This window comes from Pseudarthrobacter adonitolis (genome assembly GCF_055412845.1).
This window is the reverse complement of record NZ_JBVAYW010000001.1, coordinates 497,062-520,426: the sequence shown is the minus strand read 5'-3', so window position 1 is coordinate 520,426 and position 23,365 is coordinate 497,062. Positions and strand designations below refer to the sequence as shown.

Here is a 23,365-nt window from a genome sequence, read left to right as displayed (position 1 = left end):
CAGAATCGCCCGTGGCTTCCGCAACTTCCCCAACTACAGACTCAGATGCCTACTCGCCGCCGGCGGCCACCGCCCGCATCGAACTAGACAGACCAACCAAGCCTAAATGCGAAGGGCCGGTCTTGTTGGCTGCCGACGGGATGCCGAATATCCAGATCGAGAAGATCACCGGGTTTTCGGCACCCACGGTTTTGAAGTGGCGCAACCGCTATGCCGAAGGCGGGATCGAGGCCCTCTTCGATGTCCAGCGCCCGGGCCGGGAGCGGGAGATCGACGAGCTCGCCCTGATCGCGGACACCCTGACCAACGACGGAAACCCGCCGGCGGAGCTTGGGATCTCGCACTGGTCTGCCCGCATCATGGCCGAACGCCACGGAATCTCCTTTTCCTCCGTGGCCCGAATCTGGCGGCGGTGGAAAATTCAGCCGCACCGGATCGAGACGTTCAAGTGCTCCACCGACCCCGCCCTGGAGTCCACAGCACGCGGCGACCGCAGCAACCCGGACAACTACAAATCGCGTATTCTCTTGAGAAGTGCAGCCCGGATGGCAGCATGAGCATTCATCTCAGCAGACCATTCCCCGGGAACCTTGAAGAGCCGTTTATCCGCCGGTAAACACCGTACTGTCGGTCCCGGTTCCATGAGGGTGGCAAACGTCGGGCTACAACGGTCCCATGCTGGTGGAACGGATCACGCAAGTGGCAGGGAGAGCACCCGCTGACGGATGGCTGCCGAGAACGGTCAGGATGCTGCACAGCCAATAACTCTGTAGAGTTTGGCCGCCCCCTCGGAATCGACCAAGGCGAAATTTCGGCTTTCTGTCAGTCCACTAGTTCCAGGAAATGGATGGCTCTGGCCGTGTACCTCGGCGGTACCGAAATCTAGTACGTAGTAACTTTGCAGGCTTTGTACAGCTTGACAGACGCGAGGGTCAGACGACATCTCGTCAAGATGCTGCAGGACGGTCCCCGTGGAGTCGTCATAGGTCCCAAACACGTGAGCCGTCAAGGACCGGCGATCGGCCAGCGCGTAGACCAGCGACGCGCCGGTCCAAGGGCTCGCAATCAGGGTGTTTTGGGGTGCGACCGAATTAGGAACTCTGCTCAACAGCTTCCTTTCGTCAGCCGAAAGGAGCGGCGAATGAGCGTCAAACTTATAGTTTTGGGCGGCCTTCGACACTGCAAAGGTCACAGCCCCCCGTTGGACAGCCCCAATGAACAGCAAGACGATGCATACGCCCAAGGCACCTATCACCAATTTGGGTGGCTTGACTGTCATTTTCAGCACCGAATCAGGAAGGGTTATGGAATTGGCTCGCTTGGCTAGGCTGTCCCACAACAACGTCGCGCCATAGGCAGCAACAGGCAGGGCTGCCACTGGCAGGAGCGCCGCAGGTCGGTATGGATCGTTGTACCAAATTCCACCCACAAACGTTCGCAGGGGCCCAAACTTTGCCCCTGAGACAACTACGAACGCAAGACACGAAACGAGAAAGACACCCAAGTACCATCGTGACCCGGAGTCCTTTACAAGGGCAAAGATCCCGGCAATTGTCAGCATAAATATGGCCCAAGGAACGGGTCCGCTAATCGGTGCTGAAGATATAGCCTGACCGATGGCCTGGCTAAGGCTCTGGATCGGCTCCCATGTCGACATTGATTCGTCGGGGCGAAGCGACTTCCAGAGAATGACCATCACGGCTATGTAGCCAAATAGGGCGAGCACCGGCATCCAACGTTGCACTAGTGAGTCGGTATGTTTCGCCCCATCCTTTACGCGACGATAAGTCGCCGTCGCCACTGCCGGTAACGTCCACGGCATTAGGGCTAAGAGTGTACTGGGGTGGGCTAGCGCCAAACCTGGCAGCACAGCGATCAAAAGGCCGGAGCCCAGGGTCCAGCTTTCTTCGACGCTTTTGCCAAGATGCAGAACAACTACGGTCAAGGCTATGGCAGCAGGGAGCATCGCGATAGATAAGAAATTTGGATACAAAACGCCGAAATCAACCATGAGGTACGGGAACGATGCAAAGCCCGACACCAACACACCACTGGCCAGCAATGTAACCGTACGGCTGCCAAACAGGGTGACTACCAACAACATAGAGGACAGCGGCCACAACACGGAAGCGACGATCATGTTTGTAGCATTTACAGATTCCGGAATAGCGGTGCCACTCACTTGCGCGACTAACGAAACAAAGTCATGCCATGCTGCCGGATAGAAACCAGCCTGGCCCGATGATGAAGTGAAGCCAGCGACCAGTAAAGAGGAAGCACGCCCCGTGTCCTCAATGTACCGGATGGCATTTAGGTGGAAAATATTGTCGAACGTTTGGGAGATATTTCCGGGTTGCCCGATAATTTCACCGAAGCGCCAGAGAATCAAAACAAACGGCACAACTAGGGACATCACCGAAACGAGCCTCGGTGCCTCAATCACCCTCGACTTCCGTTTGCGCATATTCAGGTTCGGTTTGCGCCAACGTGTGCAGTGGAACCTACCGACAGCCACCATCACGGCCACGATAATGGCATTGATGACAACCGCGAATACACTCCAAGGTAGGTGGAGAAAGCCTGTGGCGATTGCCGTCACCGCAATGAGCGTGACACTTGTGGGCCCCGCAGTCCCAGCCAGAAGCCAGCCCCGGGCGCCCGCTGCCCTAGCGACAACGAGGCCCGGTACGAGCAAAATTAGAGTTGCTGAGATGAGTGCGGGGGCAAGCTGCCAGTAGATCATAAGTGCTCCGAATAAGATTGCAGTTCAAGCAAGTCCGTGGCCAAACACGACACACCAGTTACGTGCCTGCTACACGGACTTAGAAGATGGCAGGGCGACTAAGCCCGTTATTCTGTCGCTAAGTCTGGCCGCCCCGCTCGCCGCGCAATGACTCGAGTGTAAATATCCCGATATCGGGCCACGAGCTTGCGAGGGTCGAATTCAGTTACGGCGCGTGTACGAACTGCCCTAGACATGGCAAGGCGATCGCTGCTGCTAAGTCCCGCGTACCGATTCATGGCTGCGGCTAGAGCATCGGCATCTCCGGGCGGCACTACATAAGAGTCATCGAAAGCGAAGATGCCCGATTTCCCTACATCAGTTGCAATCACTGGTATTCCCGCACCGTTGGCCTCGACACCCACCATGGGGAACGTCTCGCCATAGAGACTAGAAATAATTAACGCGGACGATGCCCCAAGAACAGCCTGGACGTCATCTGTACTGCCGTTCAGGACTAGAGAACCGTTCTCCAATGCCGCCCTGATACCTGCACCTTCGATGATTTGCAATAGTTCAACATTGCTCAAGTCCAGACCAGGCCCAGTACATACAAGCTTCCAATCTGGATGTTTGCGCAGCACTTCTGCGAAAGACCTGAAAAGCACCGCGTGGCCCTTTACGGGGTGAAATCGTCCGATTGAGCTAAAGATTCGGCTTTCTTCATTGAATAGCGCGGCATCTGGAATATCGGCCGAGTTAGGAATCGAATCAACTAGGTTGCGGAACCCCAAGCGTCGAGCAAAGTTATGGCTCCCGGGAGTTGGAATCGCAGCATCAAAGCGAAACGAGCAGCGGCCCACAACACGCGCAATCAGCTTTGTCAACGGATGGTCCCTCGGTCCGAAACCCTGCGTGTGAATAGTAGTTACCTTGGGCACGCCCGCGGTTCGTGCCAACATCGTGACTAAGTCGGCATGGAACAAATTTGAGTGAATGACATCCGGACGGAAGCGTTTCGCAGCCGATTCTAGTCCACGCACCATTCCCAATAAGTTTCTTGAATGCTCCGAAACGTTTAGATATTCGACTGACTCAAACGCCCGTTCAAGGCGTGAGCTCAGTTGGTCTGGTCCGAGAAGAACGATCAAACCAACATTATCTTCGGGGAACTTTCGCAGCGCAAGAGTCTCAACGAGAGTCTCTGCCCCGCCGATTTTGGCGTCAGTCAGGACATAGAGGATCCTCATATTGGCCTTCTGCTAGACAATTTATAGGTTTTCAATTTATATCCTAAGAACCGTAGAGTCCGAATCGGCTGGCTGGCAGGCCAGCAACGCACGGCGCCATCTGCCCCGTGCATCGACTACTACTGTAAAGGCCGCGGGAAGTAGCCGCCGAGCACGCCGTGCGTAGAACCGTCCCAGTCGCACCGTTCCGCTTACGAAAAGCTCTTTTGCTTAGGTGAGACGTGATCAGAAATCCCGAGATGACAAAGAAGCCGTCAACGCCGACATAACCGCCGGGCAGCCGGAGCGGCCAGAGGTGATTGAGTACAACGAGAATTACGGCTAGCGCGCGAAGCGACTGGATATCGGTGCGGAAGGGCCCTTTCGGGTCCCAGTCGGAACTCCTAGCACCGGAGCGTCCGTTTCACGCTGCGGAGCGCTACACTCCCCCTTAGCGCTGCTGATTCCTGAATTTGTATCCGTCGGGAACTGCACGTGCATCAGCGTGAACTATCGGCCCGGAGCCGCTGTACGGCGTCCTGGACGGGTCCGTCGAACACCACACTGCCATGCCTTAGGACAACCCCTCGGTCACATATCCTGGAGACGAGATCAAGATCATGGCTCACGACCACAAGGGTCTTCCCTGCAGCAGACAGTGCCTTGATCTTGTCCAGGCACTTGCGCTGGAAAGGCTCATCCCCGACAGCGAGGATCTCATCGACCAAAAACACCTCGGGATCTGTATGGACCGCAACTGAAAACGCTAGGCGGAGATACATTCCGGACGAATAGAACTTGACTTCGGTGTCGATGAATTCGCCTATTTCGGCAAACTCGACGATTGAGTCAAATTGTTGATTGATCTGAGGCTCGGTCATCCCTAAGATCGCACCATTGAGGTACACGTTATCGCGACCGGAGAGGTCCGGATGAAACCCTGCCCCGACTTCAATAAGTCCTGCGACACGACCCCGTGTACGAACTGTGCCGGAGTCAGGCAGCATCACTCCAGAGATGTGTTTCAGCAGTGTGGATTTACCCGAGCCGTTGAGTCCCAAGAGCGCGACCGTCTCGCCCGTCTTCACCTCCACCGATACGTTCTTCAGTGCGTGGAATTTTTGGGACAGGTCGCCTTTTCGTCCCTTGGCAAGCCAGACGACAGCTTCCTTGATGGACCGGGTATGCCTCAGCACGAATTGCTTGCTGACATCAGAGACTTCGATTGCGTTGACCACTCACAGCTCCTGCGCGAAGCGGCCTTCGAGCCGCCGAAAAGTGAATTGGCCCAAGACCAGGACCAACAGTGCAATTGCCAGGCCGACCGGAGTCCACAGGCTGAACAAATTCGGAGGCATGGCCACGGATCCGTCCGTTGTCGGGAACCAGAAAGCATAGTGGAACAATTCGACGCCAATAGTCACCGGGTTGGCCTGGTAGACGGCAAAGGCCGCGGTGCCGAGTTTCTGCTCCACCATCGTCCACGCATACATCACAGGTGAGGCCCAAGTCGCTACCATCAGCAACATGTCCACGAGGTTTTCAGAGTCGCGGAAGTAGACGTTGGCGGCGCCGAAGAACAACCCCAGACCGGTTGCAAGCAAGCCAACAATCGCAAAGCCGGCAACGGCCGCAAGAAGCTGGAAGACGTCTGGGTGCCACCCAGCAAAAAGGCAGCCTGCCACCAGCACCACCAGTTGAGGGAAGAAGTGGACGGCCGAGACCCATACGGACGCAACTGGGAATAGCTCGCGCGGAAGATAGATCTTCTTGATCAGGTTGCCATTGTTGACTATCGACCTGGCCGCATTGCCCAACGCCTCAGAGAAAAAATTGATCAGGACGATGCCTGAAAACAGGTAAACGGCGTAGTTGGCCAGGCCCTCAGGGTTCCTCGGACTCCGTTCCAGCCCGAGGAATACACCAAGTGCCACATAGAAAACAATGAACTGCACACCGGGCTTCACGTAGGACCACAGGAGTCCAAGAACAGAACCGCGGTAGCGGACCTTGAGTTCCTTCCGCACCAACAGTTTCAGCAAAAAGCTGGACTGGCGAAGATCGCGCAGGCCGCCGCCCAGTCCGGGCGTCGTTAGTTCCCCGGCACTGGTCCCGCTCACTTGACCTCGTTCTGAGTGTGTTGCTCGAACGTCTTCCTCCAGGACTCAATCGACGTGAGGTCGTTCATTGCGGCCTTGTACTTCCGGCTGAGTTGCGGCCAGTCCTTGAGGAGCTCTGCGTGCAGGCGTGCGCTTTCAGCCAGCATCTTCCGAAGCTGCTTCGGATCCCGCCGGTACCAGGAGGCGCCGGTACCCTCGGCGTTGGACACCACTGCGCTGTCGTACTGGGCCATCCGCCACCAGCGGTTGTCCTGGTGGGCCACAGTCGCCTGCGGCCGCTCGGCATTCGATCCGCTGACTGGAGACGCAAGCTGCCGGATCACGGTCTTGGCTGCCCATGGTAGGAGCGAGAACTTGGACGGCTGTGAGATCCCGTGTCCCCTGCGTGGGGGCTTGGCCATTTTCGGGGCGGGGAACTCGTCCGGGTCGGGGCGGAACACGGAATCTGAGTACCCGGACATCATTTCCCGGATCTGGGGCAGCTTGGACGGGAGCAGGTCCCGTAACGCATCCGGACCCTTCAGGATGTCTTCAAGGGCCCATCCACGGCCTTGCGCGGTGGCGTACTGCATCGACACCAGGTGCTTGACATCGATGTACTGGGATTCCCGGACAACGCGTCCGCCATGTTCATAGGGGCTGTGCAGTAGAGCTGCAACCACCCGGTTACGGGCGTGGAAGTAAGCCTGCCAGCCGACAAGGTCATCCTTGTCGATCCAGGACACGTGCCAGACGGCTGAACCGGGCAGAGAGACCGTGGGGACGCCATGAGCCTTCGCTCGAAGTCCGTATTCTGAATCGTCCCACTTGATGAATAGCGGAAGGGAGAGCCCGATTTCGCGAATCACCTTCGTCGGAATCAGGCACATCCACCAGCCGTTGTAATCCACATCGCAGCGGCGGTGCAGCCAGGACGTCTGCCGCAGGTTTGACGTCATGAAGTCGTGACCCAGGATCATTTCATCACTGGGCAAAGACGGCTGGAACCGGTATGGGTTCACGACTTCGCCGAACGTATGAAGGACTGTCCGGTTGTACAGGTCGAACATGTGTCCGCCGACAATCGTAGGAGTCTTGCAGCGGTCCGCGAACGTCAGCAGCCTTATGATGCTTTCAGGCTCGACGACGACGTCATCATCCATCAGCAGTACGTAATCGCTGCCATTCTCCACAGCTTCGAACATCCCCCGGGCAAAACCTCCGGAGCCTCCGAGGTTGGACTGGTTGATAATCCGCAGTTTCCCCTGCAGGGAATCCCGGACCTCCGCAAAGCCTTCCGCATCCGCAACCTTCTGGGATCCCTGGTCGACGATCAGGATTTCGTGGACGTGTTCCAGCGCCTCGACGCTGTCAGCGAGAAGCCGCAAGTTGTTGAGGCAGAAGTCCGTCTTGTTAAGCGTCGTGATCTGCAGCGTCACGGAACCAGGCTGGCTCTCGGCCGCCGGGCCCTGCCATTCCGCGTCCAGCATGACGAGCGGTTCAGAGCCGGCCACGAGATCGAACCAGTACCAGCCGCCGTCGCCGAACGGTGCCAGGGACAGATCGAAGAAGTTCTCCGAAATTCCCTCCACCCGGCGGGTGTCCACGCGCTGCAGCGAACCGCGCGCATTCGACTTGTAGACGATGACCGATCCGGTTCCCTGCGTGCGCACATGCAGGCGGACGTTCTCAACGGTTGTCCATCGGCGCCAGTAGCTGGCCGGAAAAGCGTTGAAGTAGCTGCCGAAAGAGACGCGCTCCCCGGACCGGACGGACGTCGAGAAACGGGAGAGGAAGTCCTCAACGTGGGCTTCCTTCGTCGGGCTGCTGAAGGCCTGCGGTTTGCTGGCCTTTCCGTCGCGGTCGCCGCCGGTGGGGAGCTGGATACCAGTAGCGGTGCCCATGTCCATGTACAGCGGCACCGTATCCATTTGGCTGGCGCTCGGAAGGATGACGCGCTGCAGCGTGTCCCAGCGCTGTTCGCTGAAATTCAGGCTATCGGTGCCCTTCGGGCTTTGGGTTGAGACACTCATGCGTCTACGCCTCCGCTTTCAAGCTTCGCTCCGCCTTTAAAATGCGGCCGGATCTGGTTGTCGAACATGGTCAGGGCTGAGCCGATGGCCATGTGCATGTCGAGGTACTTGTAAGTGCCAAGGCGTCCGCCGAAGAGCACGTCCTTCTCGGCTGCTGCCAGGTCTCGATACTTCAGCAGGCGTTCCCGGTCCGTGGGCGTGTTGATCGGGTAGTAGGGCTCGTCGCCCTTTTCGGCGGCACGCGAGAATTCGCGCATGACGACGGTCTTTTCCGTCTGGTACTCCCGCTCGGGGTGGAAGTGGCGCGGCTCGATGATTCGCGTGTGCGCCACATCGGCATCGTTGTAGTTGACCACCGACGTTCCCTGGAAATCGCCGACGTCGAGCACTTCCTTCTCGAAGTCGATGGTGCGCCACGAAAGGTCGCCTTCCGCGAAATCGAAGTAACGGTCAACTGGACCCGTATAGATAACGGGGATGTTGCCGACGACCTTGTCCTTGCTGTACTCGTGCGACTCATCGAAGAAGTCGGTGTTGAGCCGGACTTCGATGTTCGGGTGCTCCGCCATCTTTTCGATCCACGCCGTGTAGCCGTTGGTGGGCAGGCCCTCGTACTTGTCATTGAAGTACCGGTTGTCGTAGTTGTAGCGCACCGGGAGCCGGGAGATGATGCCCGCCGGAAGGTCCTTGGGATCGGTCTGCCACTGCTTGCCGGTGTAGTGCTTGATGAACGCCTCGTAGAGCGGCCGCCCGATGAGCTGGATGCCCTTGTCATTCAGGTTCTGCGGATCAGTCCCCGCGAGTTCGCCCGCCTGTTCCTGAATCAGAGCCTGCGCCTGACCTGGTGTCAGGTTGGCGCGGAAGAACTGGTTGATGGTGGCCAGGTTGATGGGCAGTGAGTAGACCTCGCCCTTGTGCACGCCATAGACCTTGTGGACGTAGTTCGTGAAGGTGGTAAACCGGTTGACGTACTCCCACACGCGCTCGTTGGAGGTGTGGAACAGGTGCGCGCCGTAGCGGTGCACTTCGATCCCGGTCTGCTCTTCCTTTTCGCTGTACGCGTTCCCACCGATGTGGTGGCGGCGGTCGAGGACGACCACCTTCAAGCCGAGCTCAGTGGCGGCCTGTTCTGCGATTGTCAGGCCGAAAAAGCCAGACCCTACGATGACGAGGTCAGCGGTCACAAAATCTCCTGGTTCGAAAGCGGGCAGCGCAATGGTGCGCATTGTCTGCTGCACCAGCCTACCCGAGACCCCATCGTGACCTACTAATCCGCCAGCTCAGCCCTTATCCACATACGGCCATCACCCCCACGACACCCGCCTGCCTGATGGCTAGCTTGAAGACAAGCCGACCGTTAGGACTTTCATATTATGCCCATGCACTGCACGCTCGTTCGCAGCCCGGGCGCAGCTCGCCAGGAACCGCCCGTGGAGCTGACCATCGAGGCTCCGGACGGGGCTGCCGGTGCGGAACTGCAGGCCGCGCTGGCGGGCAAATTCGGGACCGGGATTGTGTCCGTCGACAACCTGGATGTCAGTTCGCTCACACTCGGACGGCCTCCGCTGGTCAACGGGGCCACACTCGTCGATGGCGCGGACCTGACGGCACGCAGGTCCAGGCAGCGCGCCTCCGAGGCTCCGGCGTCACTGGCCCTGGCGGTCCATAGCGGTGCCGGCGCAGGGACAGTTGTGCCGCTGCGGCGGGGCACGTACACCATCGGCCGCAGCAATGCCGACATTCTCATCCCCGACGCCGACCTTTCGCGCGCCCACGCACGCCTGGTGGTCACCGAGACTGCCATCACGATTATTGATCTGGACAGTGCCAACGGCACCGACGTGGACGGCGAGCGCGTGCGGAATGCCGTGATTTCCACCGGCTCCACCATTTGTTGCGGAAACTCCACCATGTCGTTGGTGTTCCTTGAGCGTTCCGGCGCCGGCCTGGACGACGCGGGGATGGATGTTCATGAGTCGTTGGTCGTCAACCGCCGCGACGATCCCACGAACCGCGCGGCCCTGCTCCTGACGGCTGTCCTGCCGGTGGTCATCGGCGTGGGCCTTGCCGTTATGACCGGGATGTGGATGTTCCTGGCCTTCACCGCCGTCTCGGCAATCTCCATCCTGGTTCCCGTGATCGGCGGGCGCCGGCAACGCCGCGAACTCGCTGCCGCGGTCAAGACCGCCGTCACCCATGACCAGGAACGACGACGGCGGGCCGCGCCGCCGCTCTCGGACCTGACCATCGGGGGTACTTCAGGTAGGGACCGGGCCTGGCCGGTCACCAACGAGGGCATCTGGCTGCGGCTGGGCCAGGCAATTCAGCCGGCCAACCTCCGGTTCGAGCCGACGGATCCGGGCCGGTCAATTCCTTCAGCCGGCATGATGCCGCTCACGCTCAGTCCTGCCAGGCCCCTCACCACCATCCGCGGGCCCCGCGCCGCCGTCGACGGGCTGGTGCGCTCACTCCTGATGCAGCTCGCCGGCTATCCGCTGGGCCGGAACACCCGGGTGGTCATCCATGGCAAGGCGGAGCATCTCCCCCTCGCCGCACGATATCTGGACGGATTCACGCTTTCCAGTAACTCCAGTAGCGTCGGGACCCTGCTCGAACAAGGCTTCGGACCTACTCATGGACACGGCCTGCTCCTTCTTATGGACGGCACAGAGTCCGCGGCCAGGATCACCGCCACGGCCTTGGAACACGGGTGGCAGGTCATCCATGCCCCGGAAGGCGGGACCGTGCTGACGACAGCCGACGTGGAACTCTGCGAACGCTCTTCCGTGTTCAATCCCGGCGACGAAAGCATCCGCTTCGCCCCTGATCTTGCGCCCGTTGACGTCTTCAACAGGTTTTGCCGTCGTCTGGCGCGGGAGGCCACCAAGCCCGGCGGCGCAGGACGGACCATCCCCACGTCCTGCCCGCTTGCGGACCTGCTCCCCCACGCCACGCACGAAACCACCCGACGGTGGTCAGTGAATAGCAGCCGTCCCGGGCTGGCCGTTCCCATCGGCCGCGGGCTGGACGGTGTCCGTTTGCTCGATCTCCAAACCAACGGCCCGCACCTGCTGGTCGCCGGCACCACCGGCTCGGGAAAGTCCGAACTCTTGCGCACCCTGACCGTAGCCCTGGCCCTCAGCTACGCGCCGGACCGCATCAATTTCCTCTTTGTGGATTTCAAGGGCGGCTCGGGACTCGGACCGCTGACCGGGCTCCCGCACTGTGTGGGAATGCTCACCGACCTGAGCAGCCACGAGCTCGATCGGTCCCTGCAATCCCTCCGCGCTGAAATCAGGTACCGCGAGGAGACCCTCGCAGCAGTTCAGGCGCCGGACCTGACGTCATTCCGGGCGACGTCGGCGGGCAGGGCTTCGCCGCTCCCCCACCTCGTGATTGTCATCGATGAGTTCCGCATGCTGGTGGAGGATGCCCCCGAGTCGCTCAGGGAACTCATGAGGATCGCCGCCATCGGCCGTTCCCTGGGCATCCACCTGATCATGGCCACGCAACGGCCCCAGGGCGCGCTGACTGCCGATATCCGCGCCAACGTCACCACCAGCATCGCGTTGCGCGTCCAGTCGGAAATGGAGTCGGTGGACATCATCAATTCGAAGGCCGCCGCAGGGATCAGCGTGGATACGCCGGGGCGGGCCTACCTGGCGCGCGGAACGGAGACTCCCCTGGAGTTCCAGGCCGGATCCCTGACAGCCGGAGCCATCCGGTCCGAACCGGCCGGAGTCTCGGTATGGTTGGCCGCCGAGTACATTGATGCCCCTGCCGTACCGGAGGGTTCCGGATCCGCCGGCAGCGATCCGACTCCTGCCGAGGCAACCGCCCCGTTGATAGCTTCCATGTCCGGGTTGTGGGAGGCCATGAACCGTCCAGCCATCCGGAAGCCGATTGCTGCACCGCTCCCCTGCCTCCTCCCCGAACCCGCAGGATCGTCTACCCCCGAGGCCGCTGAAGGCGACTCTGACGACGATAGTGCCCGTTATAAAACGAAGGCCGACGGCGGTGGTGCCAGCTGGTCCGTCACGCTCGGCCTGATGGATCTGCCTGCCGAACAGCGAACGGCCCCTTTGACCTGGGAACCTGCCGGCCACGGACACCTGGCGCTGGTCGGCGGAGCGGAATCAGGAGTGCCCGAGGCCATCCGGCTGGCAGTCCTCGGCTTGGCATCCCACTCCCGGGAATCGCACTTGTATGTGCTGGACTCGGACAGTTCGTTCGCGGGGTTGGCTTCCCACTGCCGGGTGGGCGCCAGGGCAGGACTGCACGAGCTTCGCCGCGCCGTACGCATCTTGGAGCGTCTGGCACGGGAGCAGTCACTCCGGCTTGGACGTCCCGCCGCTGACGATGACATACCGCTCGTGTTGGTGATCGCCGGCTGGGGATCCTGGCTCTCGGCCTTCCGTGCCGGGCCGTTGGCGTGGGCCGAGGACGTTCTCCATGACCTTGTCCGTGACGGAAGCCGGGCCGGTATCACGGTGATCATCTCCGGACAGCGGGAACTGGTCACTTCCAGGTTTTTCGCCGCCGTTCCCAACCGCGTGTATTTCCCGACCGGATCAAGCGACGCCAGCCGGATTGCCTGGCCGAAACTGCCTCCGACAGCGCCCGTGGTGGGAAGGGGCGTGGCAGTGGGTGCACTTTCGGGCGGAAGAACGGCAGTTTGCCAGTTCTACACGGCTGCCGGCGCTGAAGCGGTGGATGCGCGGATAACCCAAGCGCAGGATGTGCCCCTAACGAGTCGGCCATTCCGCGTGGAGCCCCTGCCGGCCGTCGTACCGGCGGCCGGGATCCTGAACCGGGCGGCCCCTCAGGTCCCGAAAGGGCTGAAAGCCAGGGTCCCACTTGGGCAGCGCGTCCTCCGCGTCGGCGTGGGCGGCGACGAACTTGAACCGGTATCCGTCCGGGTACCGGCGGGCGGTGTGCTGGCCGTGCTGGGCGGCCCGGCGTCGGGCAAGTCGTCATTTCTCCAGCTCCTGCCGAGGCTCAACCCTGAAGCCGGACCGTGGCTTATGCCGGAGCAGGACACCGAACCGGGAGCCTACTGGTCCGGGATCCTGCGCCAAGCGACATCCGGCGGTCTGGAACGGAACTCGGTGGCCTTGGTTGACGATGCGGACCTGTTGCCGCAGGACGTCAACCGCGACCTTGCCGACCTCAACACGCTCGGAATCACGGTGGTAATGACGGCCGGGTACAGCCCTATACTCCCCCAGCGGGTTCCGCTGGCCCTCCAGGCGCGCAACCTGGGCTGCGGCATCCTGATCGCGCCCCGGACCTTCATGGACGGCGACCTCCTAGGCGTCCGCTTCGAGGCGGAACCCAACCCGCCACCGGGACGGAGCGTCCTCATCCAGAACGGCCGCGCCACCGCCATCCAGCTGGGCTGGGTACCGCCGGATCGGTCGCTGGACGGAGTGGCCGCCTAAATGGCCGGTAATACACCTAGAGTGCCGGGGGCAACCCGCCGGTCCGGGACGCATAGCTGATGACGCGTTTGTCGAACAGGAGCACTATGGCCGCAAGTGCCGGCACCACCATGGCAATCCCTGCCCAGATAACGCCGCCCGTGAGGGTGGGGACGCCGATGGTAAGGACGAACAACTGGGCCACCAGCGCCGCTGCCCGCGTCCACCGGCGCCCACGGAAAAGGAAGTGCCCCACCGAATAGAGCCAGGCCGAGAAAGCGAGCAGCAGGCCCAGGGTAAAAACGGCACCCCAAAAAGACAGGACCGGCGCACCAGTCAGGAGTTCGTAGCCATACCAGGCGGCGGCAATCAACAGCGCAGTGGCCTCGGCGGCAACAACCAGCGCTATCGCCACAACCCCGCGCGGGCGGGCAGAAGGCGACGGATCAGCAGGGTTCATGGGGGGTCTTGACACACTGGCACCCTACCGGAGATAGTCGGACAGTGGCGGGGGTCGCCAATGCCCGTGTGATGTATCGCTCAGCTATCCGGGGATTTCAAGCCCTATTACCCCTTGTTTACACAGCGTTAACATGACAGGCTTGACTGAGATGACCAAGGGGGCCCCTGAGGGCCCTTTTCCTTTGTAGCTACTAGTGAATTATTTCACAAACGGCTTATCCCAGAATTGGAGCAACTGATCAGCATGGATTGGCGTAACCGCGCGGCTTGCCTCGACAAGGACCCGGAACTGTTTTTCCCCGTAGGAAACACAGGGCCTGCCCTCCTCCAGATTGAGGAAGCCAAAAGCGTTTGCCGCCGCTGCCCCGTCGTTGACACGTGCCTCCAGTGGGCTCTCGAGTCCGGCCAGGACGCCGGCGTCTGGGGCGGCATGAGCGAAGACGAACGCCGCGCCCTTAAGCGCCGCGCCGCACGCGCCCGCCGCGCTTCGTAGGCCCAAACACCAAGAGCATTCAGTGGCGATGGCCGCGACCCTTCCGGGTCGCGGCCATCGCCAGTTAAGTCGCCGGTTCGGCCAGCCGCCTACCTGGCCGCCAGGCTGAGGCGGATCTGGACAGCCGTTCCGCCGCCGTCGCGCGGGTGCCACTGGATTGAGCCGCCCAGCTCACTGGTGACCAGTGTGCGGACAATCTGCAGCCCCAGTCCCTCGACGTGCGGCGTATCCGGCAGTCCCACTCCGTCGTCGGCAATGGTGACGGTCAGCAGTTCCTCGCCGTCCTCTTCCTCCGAACGGTCGGCGATAAGCCACACGGTGCCCGTGCGTCCTTCGAGGCCATGCTCGACGGCGTTGGTCACCAGTTCATTGATGACCAGTGCCAGCGGGGTGGCGAAGTCGCTGGGCAGTTCCCCAAAAAGTCCGGACTTCTCGGTCTTGACCTGCTGCGAGGGCGACGCGACCTCAGCGGACAGCCTGAACTGGCGGCCGATCAGCTCGTCGAAGTCAACGCTCTGCGCCAGGCCCTGCGAAAGTGTCTCGTGGACCAGCGCGATGGTGGCCACGCGCCGCATCGCCTGCTCCAGGCCCTGCTTGGCCTCGTCGCTGACCATCCGGCGGGACTGCATGCGCAGCAGGGCAGCCACGGTCTGCAGGTTGTTTTTCACCCGGTGATGGATCTCGCGGATGGTTGCATCCTTGGTGACGAGTTCCATCTCCCGGCGCCGCAGCTCCGAGACGTCCCGGCACAGCACCAGCGCACCAAAGCGCTGCTGCTCATCCCGCAGCGGGATGGCCCGCAGTGACAGGCTCACACCACGGGATTCAATCTCACTGCGCCACGGCATCCGACCCGTCACCACCAGCGGCAGCGTCTCGTCCACCAGCCGCCGGTCCTTCAGTAGCCCAGCGGTCACCTCGGCCAGGGAACGGCCTTCCAGCGACTCGCCGTCGCCCAGCCGCCGGAAGGCCGATACTCCGTTGGGACTTGCGTACTGCACAATTCCTTCGGCATCGAGCCTGATCAGCCCGTCCCCCACACGAGGCGCGCCGCGGCGCGAACCGGTGGGCGAGGCGAAATCGGGCCACAGTCCCAGCGTTCCCATCCGGAGGAGATCGTAGGCGCACTGCCGGTACGTCAGTTCCAGCCGGGACGGCATCCTGGAACTGGACAGGTCCATGTGAGTGGTCACCACAGCCAGGGTCCGGCCGTTGCGGACCATCGGCACAGCCTCCACCCGCAACGCCATGTCCGTGCTCCAGTTGGTCTCACTGGACCGTTCGATGGCGCGGCTGCTCCAGGCCTTGTCCACCAGCGGCTGCAGGTCCTGCCGGATGGGCTCGCCCACAAAGTCGCCGTGGAACACGGTGTGCGTGGTGGACGGCCTGACATGCGCCAGCGCCACATAACCGTGATCCGGGTGCGGGAACCACAACGCCAGGTCAGCGAACGCCAAGTCAGCGACCATCTGCCAGTCGCCCACCAGGAGGTGCAGCCATTCGGCATCGCCCGGCCCGAAATCAGCGTGTTCCCTGATGGGGTCCGTAAAGATTGCCACTGCACCTCCAGTTACGACGCCGGGATTCCTAGCGTCGGACGATTGACCTCAAGAGCCTCAATGCTACCGAGAGTGAGGCCATATCGTCGGCCTCGAGCGAGTTGACCTCGTCAAACATGCTCTTCGCCCTGCCCAGCTGCTCGGCATTCTGGCGTTCCCAGTCCTTCAGCCTGTCCTCGGCAGAGTCCCCGGACGCTGTCGACTCGAGTACCGCCGTCGTCATGTCCGAGACGGTGGAATAGAGGTCATCCCGGAGTGCGGCCCTGGCCAGTGCCTGCCACCTGTCCTGGCGCGGCAGGCTGCTGATCCGTTCCAGCAGCCTGTCAGCGTGGAAGCGGTTGAACACGGTGTAGTAAACCGCCGCAATCTCCTCCACCGGTTCCTTACGGGCATGCACGATCTTGGCGATGTCCAGCAGGGCAAAGCTCTCGAAGAGCTCCGCCCACCGGAAGGCAAGCCCATCCGGAAGTTCCCACCCGTGCGCGGTCTCCAGCCAACTGACAACGCGGTCACGGTCATCACCACGGAGATAATCCAGCAGCCGCGCGCGCATCGGGTCCAGGAGCGGCTTGAATTCGGCCACGGTCTCCGCGATGGGCCGGGACGTGCCGCCCTGGGCCAGCAGCCACCGGACGGCGCGGTCCAGCAGGCGGCGGATGTCCAGGTGGACGGTGCTCCAGTGTTCGGTGGGGAACGACGCCGGCAGGCTGTTCAGCTCCCCCACCATGGTGTTCAGGTCGAAGATCTCGCGGAGCGCCACGAAGGCCTTGGCCACGGCCACCTCCGTGGCGGAGGTTTCCTCCATGGTGCGGAATGCGAACGTGATACCGCCCATGTTGATCATGTCGTTTGCCACCACCGTGGCAATAATCTCGCGTCGCAGCGGATGGGTGTCCAGTTCGGCGTCGAACCGTTCGCGCAACTGCTGCGGGAAATACGCGCGCAGCGTCCCGCGGAACCACGGATCGTCGGCGAGGTCGCTGTCACGCAGCGCCGACGCCAGCTCGATCTTCGCGTAGGCCGCCAGCACCGACAGCTCCGGTGACGTCAGCCCCTGCCCCTGCCCCAGCCGCTCCCGCAGTGTTTCGGTGCTGGGCAGCGCTTCCAGGTCGCGCTTCAGGTCGGCAGACTTCTCCAGCCAGTCCATGAGGCGCTCATAGCTGGGGCTCCACTCGGCAACCCGCATCCGGTCGTTCAGGAGCAGGATATTCTGGTCCACGTTGTCCTCGAGGACCAGCCGCCCCACCTCGTCCGTCATGGAGGCGAGGAAGCCTGCCCGTTCCTCCGGGGTCAGTTTGTCCGCAGCCACCATCCGGTCCACAAAGATCTTGATGTTCACTTCATGGTCGGAGCAGTCGACGCCGGCCGAGTTGTCGATCGCGTCGGTGTTCAGGATGACCCCCTGCAGGGCCGCTTCAATGCGGCCGCGCTGCGTCATGCCCAGGTTTCCGCCTTCGCCCACCACCTTGACCCGCAGGTCCTTGCCGTCCACGCGGATGGCGTCGTTGGCCTTGTCACCCACGGAGGCGTTGGACTCGGTGCTGGCCTTGACGTACGTTCCGATCCCGCCGTTGTAAAGCAGATCGGCGGGGGCGAGCAGAATGGCGCGGAGAAGCTCCGGCGGGCTCAGCTCGGTGGTCGCCTCGGGCAGACCCAGCGCCGCCCGGACCTGCGGCGAGACCGGAATGGACTTGGCCTGGCGGGCGTACACGCCGCCGCCTTCGCTGATGAGGGATTTGTCGTAGTCGTCCCACGAGGACCGCGGCAGTTCGAACAGCCTCCGCCGCTCCACGAACGACGATTCCGCTTCCGGCGCGGGGTCAAGGAAGATGTGCCGGTGGTCGAAGGCTGCAAGCAGCCGGATGTGCCGGGACAGGAGCATGCCGTTGCCGAACACATCGCCGGACATGTCCCCCACGCCCACCACGCTGAACGGCTGGGTCTGGGTGTCCACGTCCAGCTCGCTGAAGTGGCGCTTGACAGACTCCCAGGCCCCGCGGGCCGTGATGCCCATGGCCTTGTGGTCATAGCCCACCGAACCTCCGGAGGCGAACGCGTCACCAAGCCAGAACCCGTATTCAGCCGCCAGCCCGTTGGCGATGTCCGAGAACGTGGCCGTCCCCTTGTCCGCCGCCACCACAAGGTAGGAGTCGTCGTCGTCGTGCCTTACAACGTCCGACGGCGGCACTACAGTTTCGCCCTCAGCTCCCGCGACGAGGTTGTCAGTGAGGTCCAACAGACCCCGGATGAACGTCTTGTAGCTCTCAACACCCTCAGCCATCCACGCCGCACGGTCCGCGGCGGGGTCGGGCAGCCGCTTGGCGAAGAAACCGCCTTTGGCGCCGGTGGGAACGATAACGGCGTTCTTGACGGTCTGCGCCTTCACCAGGCCAAGGATCTCCGTCCGGAAATCCTCGCGCCGGTCAGACCAGCGCAAGCCGCCGCGGGCCACCTTGCCGAAGCGGAGGTGGACGCCCTCGACCCGCGGGGAATAGACCCAGATTTCGAACATCGGCCGCGGGAACGGCAGACCCTCAATCCGGGCAGGATCGAGCTTGAAGCTCAGGTGTTTCTTGTACTGGTAGTAGTTGGTGCGGAGGGTCGCCTCGATCAGGTTCGCCAAGGTCCGCAGCACACGGTCGGCGTCGAGCGTTGCCACCTCTTCAATGGCAGCTGACAAGTCGCCGCGGACCTTCTCCTGCGCCGCAAGGCGCTCGGTCCCACTCAGGGCGGGATCGAACCGGGCCGCGAAAAGAGCCGTCAGGGCCTTGGTGACGTCGGGATTAGCGAGCAGAGTGTCCGCCATGAAGCCCACCGAGTTGGTGTTCCCCATCTGCCGCATATACCGGGCATAAGCCCGCAAGACCGTGATCTGGCGCCACTGCATCCCCTCACGCAGCACCAGCCGGTCAAAACTGTCCGACTCAACGGCGCCGGATACGGCCGCACCGAACGAGTCAGCCAGCAGCTGTCCCGTAGCCAGCGGATCAATCCCGGCAGGGTATTTCAGCCCGAGGTCGTAGAGGAAGAAGTCCCGCTGGTCAGCCGTCTCGATCTCAAAGGGCCGCTCATCCAGCACCTCGAGTCCCAGATTGTGGAAGAACGGCAGGATCTGGCTCAGGCTCTTGGGCTCCAGCATGTACAGCTTGACGCGGGCATCCTCTTCCAGGACTTCACCGGCGCCCTTGGGCAAGTACACGTGGACGCCCGGCCGTTCCTGCCTGGCACCGGCTGCGCGCTCGGCTTCAGCCCCGTATTTCTCGAAACGGGCGATGTCCTCCAGTGCATCTTCAACTTCGTAATCCACCCTGTAGCCGGCCGGAAAAGCCTCCGACCAGATCGCGGCGAGCTGCTTCGCCTCCTCATCAGCGCCGCGTTCCCGCAGGACTTCAACGATGCCCTCACTCCACGAACGGGCCGCCCGGACCAGTCGCGCTTCAAGCTCATCAGCGTTGACGTGGCTGACCTCGGAGCCCTTGGGCAGGCGGATCCGGAAGAACAGGCGTGCGAGGGCCGATTCGGTCATCCGCGCCTCGTAGTCGATGGACTCGGCCTGGAACGTGGTCCGCAGTTCCTCCTCGATGCGGAGCCGGACATTGGTGGTGTACCGGTCACGCGGAAGGTAGACCACCGCGGACATAAAACGGCCGTAGATGTCCGGCCGGAGGAACAGACGGGTTCGTCGCCGCTCCTGCAATCTCTGGATGCCGGTTGCGGTGGCCGCCAGGTCCTCGGTCTCGATCTGGAACAGCTCGTCGCGGGGGTACGTCTCCAGGATCCCCAAAAGGTCCTTGCCGGAGTGTGAGTCCGGCGGGAAGCCGGCATTGCCCAGCACGGCGTCCACTTTCTCGCGCACTATGGGGATGTTCCGGACAGATCCGGCGTAGGCACTGGTCGCGAACAGTCCGATGAAGCGGCGCTCGCCGTTGACATTGCCTGCCGCATCAAAACTCTTCACGCCGATGTAGTCAAGGTACGCGGGACGGTGGACCGTGGACCGTGAGTTTGCCTTGGTGATTACCAGCGCCCGTTTTTCCCGTGCCTTTTTTCGTCCGGCGTCGGTGAGGTGCTGCATATGCGGAGCGCCCGGCTTCGCCCGGAGCAGTCCGAGACCACTGTCTTCACGCAGTTCCAGTACATCTTCACCGTCGACGTTGACGAGGTCGTACTCGCGGTATCCGAGGAAAGTGAAGTTGCCGTCGTCGAGCCAGCGCAGAAGGTCCTGCGCCTGCCGCAGTTCGGCAATCTGGGCCCGGTGGGACACCTGGTCCAGGCTCGCGGCAATCTGTTGGGCCTTGTTGCGCATCTTGGGCCAGTCTTCGACGGCGGCGCGCACGTCTCCCAGGATGCGGTCCAGCCCGTCCAGCAACGACGCCTTTGCCTCGTCGGAGACGCGGCTGATTTCCACGGCGATCCACGACTCCATGTGGGAGGCGTTTTCGCCCTGCGCGATGAGGTGCGACAGCATGGGCATCGCCGCCGTATCACCGCTGGAGAGACCGATATGCGACGGGACGCGGTCAACTTTAACCAGCTGTCCCGTTTCCTGGTTCCGGGTCACCACGAACAGGGGATGAAGGACAAGTCCGATGGCGGCGTTCTGGCGCACAAGCTCGGCGTTAACCGAGTCAACAAGGAAAGGCATATCGTCCGTCACAACATAGACGACACTGCTGTCCTCCTCGTTGACGATCGAAACCTGAGCCTGGCCCGGCAGCCGGTTCGCGGCGACACCGCGGTGGGTTTCCGCCCGGCTGACCAGCACCTCCGGGGAATAAGTCCGGGCATCCTCTTCGGCAAGATGCTGGTAATAATCCGCCAGGAATCCCTCCCGGTCACCAATAGCCAAGGCTTGATCCTCCACGCTGGATCCAGACGACATCGACAAACGCCTCCATCACAAGTTTGATGCTGCACCGTTGCAGCTCCTACGGTGAGCCTAGCCCTTTCACTGAAGCCTCGGTGTGGAAGAAAATACAGAGGATCGGGAAGATCGCTGGACAGGTGCACAAACCAATTCGGCGATCGCCTGCCTGAGCCTGGAATCCGGCGCCGTTTCGAGCAGCAGTGAGCCGCCGAGCAGCGCCGCGTCAGCTGCGGGGCTGTCCGCCGGCAGGAAGGACGCGATCTGCGACGACGGGCCATACCGCCCCCACGCATCCTTCAGCTGGCGTTCCGGGGATCTCCCCACCGCCGCCGCCCGGACCTTGTTCATCACCACAACGGGTGACACGTGCGGTACCGCCAACTCGAGCTCCGCGAGTCCGCGGACCAGCCGGGGAACCCCCACCGGATCGGCGGCCCCCACGGCATAGACGGTGTCCGCCAGTTCCAGGCTCCGCAGGGTCGCGGCATTCCGACGCGGAGCCATCGTGTCGAAGCTGAGTTCTTCGTCCGCCTCCAGGCAGAAGCCGGTGTCCACAACCACGACGTCGGCAACCTCCTTCGCGCGTTCCAGCACCAGCGACAGGGCTGCTGCCCGCAATTCGGTCCACCTGTCCGCCCGCGTGATCCCGGTCAGTACCCGGAAAGTCCCACGCTTGGTGGTGACCGGTGTGGCCACCTTCAGCAACGCATCGGCGTCGAGCAGTCCCTGGTCGGCAAGCCGGCAGGCCTGCGCGATCCCCGCAGATTCGTCCAGCAGGCCCAGGACTGCCGCGATGCTGGCCCCGTAACTGTCGGCGTCGACGAGGAGCACAGACTTCCCATCCGCAGCCAGCTCGCCCGCGATGTTGGCCGCAACGAAGGTCCGGCCGGGTGAACCGGCGGGACCCCATACGGCAATGATCTTGCCCGCCCCGGAGGCCGGTGGCACGTCCGTTTGGTCGGCGGGACGCTGACGCAGCGCGGCACTGGTGTCCCCCAGCCCGCTCCCGAACGTCGTATCTTTGGCCGTGCCGGTCAGCTGGGCAACCGCCTCGGCAATCCTGCCGGCCAGGGCGGCAGACTCCACTCCGGTCAGCGCGGACGCGACGCCGATCCCGCGCAGCCTGGCGGCCTCGTCGGCGTCATCCGTGAGGGCGATGATCGCCACGCCCACGGCGCCGAGCCGGTCAACGAGCGAAGCAGTCAGGCCCTCGCAGCCATCGGCCACAACCGCCGCCCGCGCCAGTCCGCTCTGGCAGGCGGCCAGCAGTTCAGTCAGTTCGGCGCAGCGCCGGACCACCGTGACGGGACCGTGGAGCCGCTCCAACCCGCCCACCACGTCCTCGCGGGCCTGGCCCACGGTGACCACGGGGATGCTCATGAGGCCCCGCCGCCCGGGTTCCACACCACTGAAATTTTGGCTTGGTTCGCCTGCGCGCCGAGGATGGCCGGCATCTGGCTGTCGGCAACCAGCACCATCAACACCGTGTTGCGGGAGGACCCCAAGGCAGTGGAGCCAGCGGTCACCTGTGCAATTTCCGCGCCGGGCAGCAGGAGCTTCGGCTCACCGAAACCGTTGCGCGCATCGGGCAAGGCAACCCAGACATCCACCCGGGTCCCGGCCACCGCCTGCGGCGGCAGTGCTTCATCAATGGTCACGGCCACGGGCTTGCGGTCCAACGCATCCACAGTGGCCAGACTTTCCTTTGGCACCAACTGGTTCCTGCCGATTCTTTGGACTGCCACCAGCCCGCCGGGGAGCCCTGCTGCAACGGTGACGTAGTGCTGTTCGGTCTCACCCAGGCGGACCTTGGCCCGGACCACATTGTCCGCGGTCAGCTTCTCACCCACCGCAATGGAGTCCCGGGCGGCGTAAACCTCGGTGGTCTGGTCAGCGCTGCCAACCAGGGAGATCACTCCCACCACCGATGCCAGGACCAGCAGTACGCCAACCAGCAGGCGGGGATCCTTCCACGACGGCGGTTTCAGCCTGGCACCTGTAGTAGCTGCATCGTGACTCATGCTCTTCTCCCCCTAGCTCCGGTCCAGACGGTTGGCTGCGCCCGGACACCTCATTGTTACGGCATGGGCTCCGGAACAAAAGTCAAAAGACCAAACAACATCAAAGTGTGGATAACCGCACTAGATGGCACCTTCAATGGCAAAATGGAAGTATGCCCAGATTCCTCACTCTCGCCGACGTTGCTGAACAGCTGCAGATCAACTCGCCGGCGGCCTATGCCCTGGTCCGCAGCGGAGAGCTGAAAGCCATCCAGGTGGGTGGCCGCGGGCAGTGGCGCGTCGAGGAAAAGATGCTGGAGCAATACATCGAAGAGCGTTACGCCGAGACCAGCCGCATGATCCAGGAAGCCAAAGCCAAGCAAGGCTGATCCAGGCCCGGGCGTCCGCCGCCGCTACCCCCACGGTCCGCTGAGTTTTTGTCCAGATCGCCTCAAACGGGCCGGAAATCTCGATTATCTGG

At 62.4% G+C, this 23,365-nt stretch carries 15 protein-coding genes; 4 read left to right on the top strand and 11 right to left on the bottom strand.

Going from position 1 to position 23,365, the window contains the following annotated elements:
* A partial coding sequence (locus tag ACZYZ4_RS02520) for a helix-turn-helix domain-containing protein (RefSeq protein WP_463857858.1) occupies nucleotides 1-557 on the top strand: 557 nt, incomplete at its 5' end.
* Between the two features lie 185 nt (nucleotides 558-742).
* Here ACZYZ4_RS02520 and ACZYZ4_RS02515 read toward each other — a convergent pair.
* The 6 genes from ACZYZ4_RS02515 to glf all read right to left on the bottom strand — a co-directional run bounded on the left by ACZYZ4_RS02515 (nucleotide 743) and on the right by glf (nucleotide 9,267).
* On the bottom strand, nucleotides 743-2,743 hold the full coding sequence (locus ACZYZ4_RS02515) for a DUF6541 family protein (protein WP_463857856.1): 2,001 nt from the start codon (nucleotides 2,741-2,743) through the stop codon (nucleotides 743-745).
* 107 nt (nucleotides 2,744-2,850) lie between these two features.
* Nucleotides 2,851-3,972, bottom strand: a complete 1,122-nt coding sequence (locus tag ACZYZ4_RS02510) for a glycosyltransferase (RefSeq protein ID WP_463857854.1) — start codon at nucleotides 3,970-3,972, stop codon at nucleotides 2,851-2,853.
* Between the two features lie 479 nt (nucleotides 3,973-4,451).
* Nucleotides 4,452-5,189 (bottom strand): ABC transporter ATP-binding protein, encoded by a 738-nt coding sequence (locus ACZYZ4_RS02505; RefSeq protein WP_463857852.1) that lies wholly within the window; start codon nucleotides 5,187-5,189, stop codon nucleotides 4,452-4,454.
* Entirely contained in the window at nucleotides 5,190-6,071 is an 882-nt protein-coding gene (locus tag ACZYZ4_RS02500) for an ABC transporter permease (RefSeq protein ID WP_463857850.1), read from the bottom strand. It lies immediately after the preceding gene.
* Nucleotides 6,068-8,083, bottom strand: coding sequence for a glycosyltransferase (locus ACZYZ4_RS02495; RefSeq protein WP_463857848.1), 2,016 nt, complete (start codon nucleotides 8,081-8,083; stop codon nucleotides 6,068-6,070). The genes ACZYZ4_RS02500 and ACZYZ4_RS02495 overlap by 4 nt, the downstream gene beginning before the upstream one ends.
* Entirely contained in the window at nucleotides 8,080-9,267 is a 1,188-nt protein-coding gene (gene glf / locus ACZYZ4_RS02490; protein WP_463857846.1) for a UDP-galactopyranose mutase, read from the bottom strand. Before glf ends, ACZYZ4_RS02495 begins: the two co-directional genes overlap by 4 nt.
* A gap of 246 nt (nucleotides 9,268-9,513) precedes the next feature.
* On the opposite strand from glf, the gene ACZYZ4_RS02485 reads away from it, so the two are divergent.
* Nucleotides 9,514-13,524, top strand: coding sequence for a type VII secretion EssC family protein (locus ACZYZ4_RS02485; protein WP_463857844.1), 4,011 nt, complete (start codon nucleotides 9,514-9,516; stop codon nucleotides 13,522-13,524).
* A gap of 16 nt (nucleotides 13,525-13,540) precedes the next feature.
* On the opposite strand, the gene ACZYZ4_RS02480 is transcribed toward ACZYZ4_RS02485, so the two are convergent.
* The gene (locus ACZYZ4_RS02480; RefSeq protein WP_463857842.1) at nucleotides 13,541-13,978 is read right to left on the bottom strand and encodes a hypothetical protein; all 438 of its coding nucleotides are present in this window, start codon (nucleotides 13,976-13,978) and stop codon (nucleotides 13,541-13,543) included.
* Between the two features lie 231 nt (nucleotides 13,979-14,209).
* On the opposite strand from ACZYZ4_RS02480, the gene ACZYZ4_RS02475 reads away from it, so the two are divergent.
* On the top strand, nucleotides 14,210-14,458 hold the full coding sequence (locus ACZYZ4_RS02475) for a WhiB family transcriptional regulator (protein WP_003804966.1): 249 nt from the start codon (nucleotides 14,210-14,212) through the stop codon (nucleotides 14,456-14,458).
* 89 nt (nucleotides 14,459-14,547) lie between these two features.
* Here the strand turns inward: ACZYZ4_RS02475 and ACZYZ4_RS02470 are convergent, their stop codons facing one another.
* The 4 genes from ACZYZ4_RS02470 to ACZYZ4_RS02455 form a co-directional block, all read right to left on the bottom strand.
* Entirely contained in the window at nucleotides 14,548-16,017 is a 1,470-nt protein-coding gene (locus ACZYZ4_RS02470; RefSeq protein ID WP_463857840.1) for a sensor histidine kinase, read from the bottom strand.
* Nucleotides 16,018-16,045: 28 nt separating this feature from the next.
* Nucleotides 16,046-20,899, bottom strand: a complete 4,854-nt coding sequence (locus ACZYZ4_RS02465; protein ID WP_463857838.1) for an NAD-glutamate dehydrogenase — start codon at nucleotides 20,897-20,899, stop codon at nucleotides 16,046-16,048.
* 66 nt (nucleotides 20,900-20,965) lie between these two features.
* A complete protein-coding gene (locus ACZYZ4_RS02460; protein ID WP_463857836.1) occupies nucleotides 20,966-22,264 on the bottom strand; it encodes a CpaE/TadZ family protein in 1,299 nt (432 codons plus the stop codon).
* Entirely contained in the window at nucleotides 22,261-22,905 is a 645-nt protein-coding gene (locus tag ACZYZ4_RS02455) for a hypothetical protein (RefSeq protein WP_463857834.1), read from the bottom strand. Before ACZYZ4_RS02455 ends, ACZYZ4_RS02460 begins: the two co-directional genes overlap by 4 nt.
* 152 nt (nucleotides 22,906-23,057) lie before the next feature.
* Here ACZYZ4_RS02455 and ACZYZ4_RS02450 point away from each other — a divergent pair, with 152 nt between their 5' ends.
* Nucleotides 23,058-23,273, top strand: coding sequence for a helix-turn-helix domain-containing protein (locus ACZYZ4_RS02450; RefSeq protein WP_463857832.1), 216 nt, complete (start codon nucleotides 23,058-23,060; stop codon nucleotides 23,271-23,273).
* Nucleotides 23,274-23,365 lie beyond the last annotated feature (92 nt).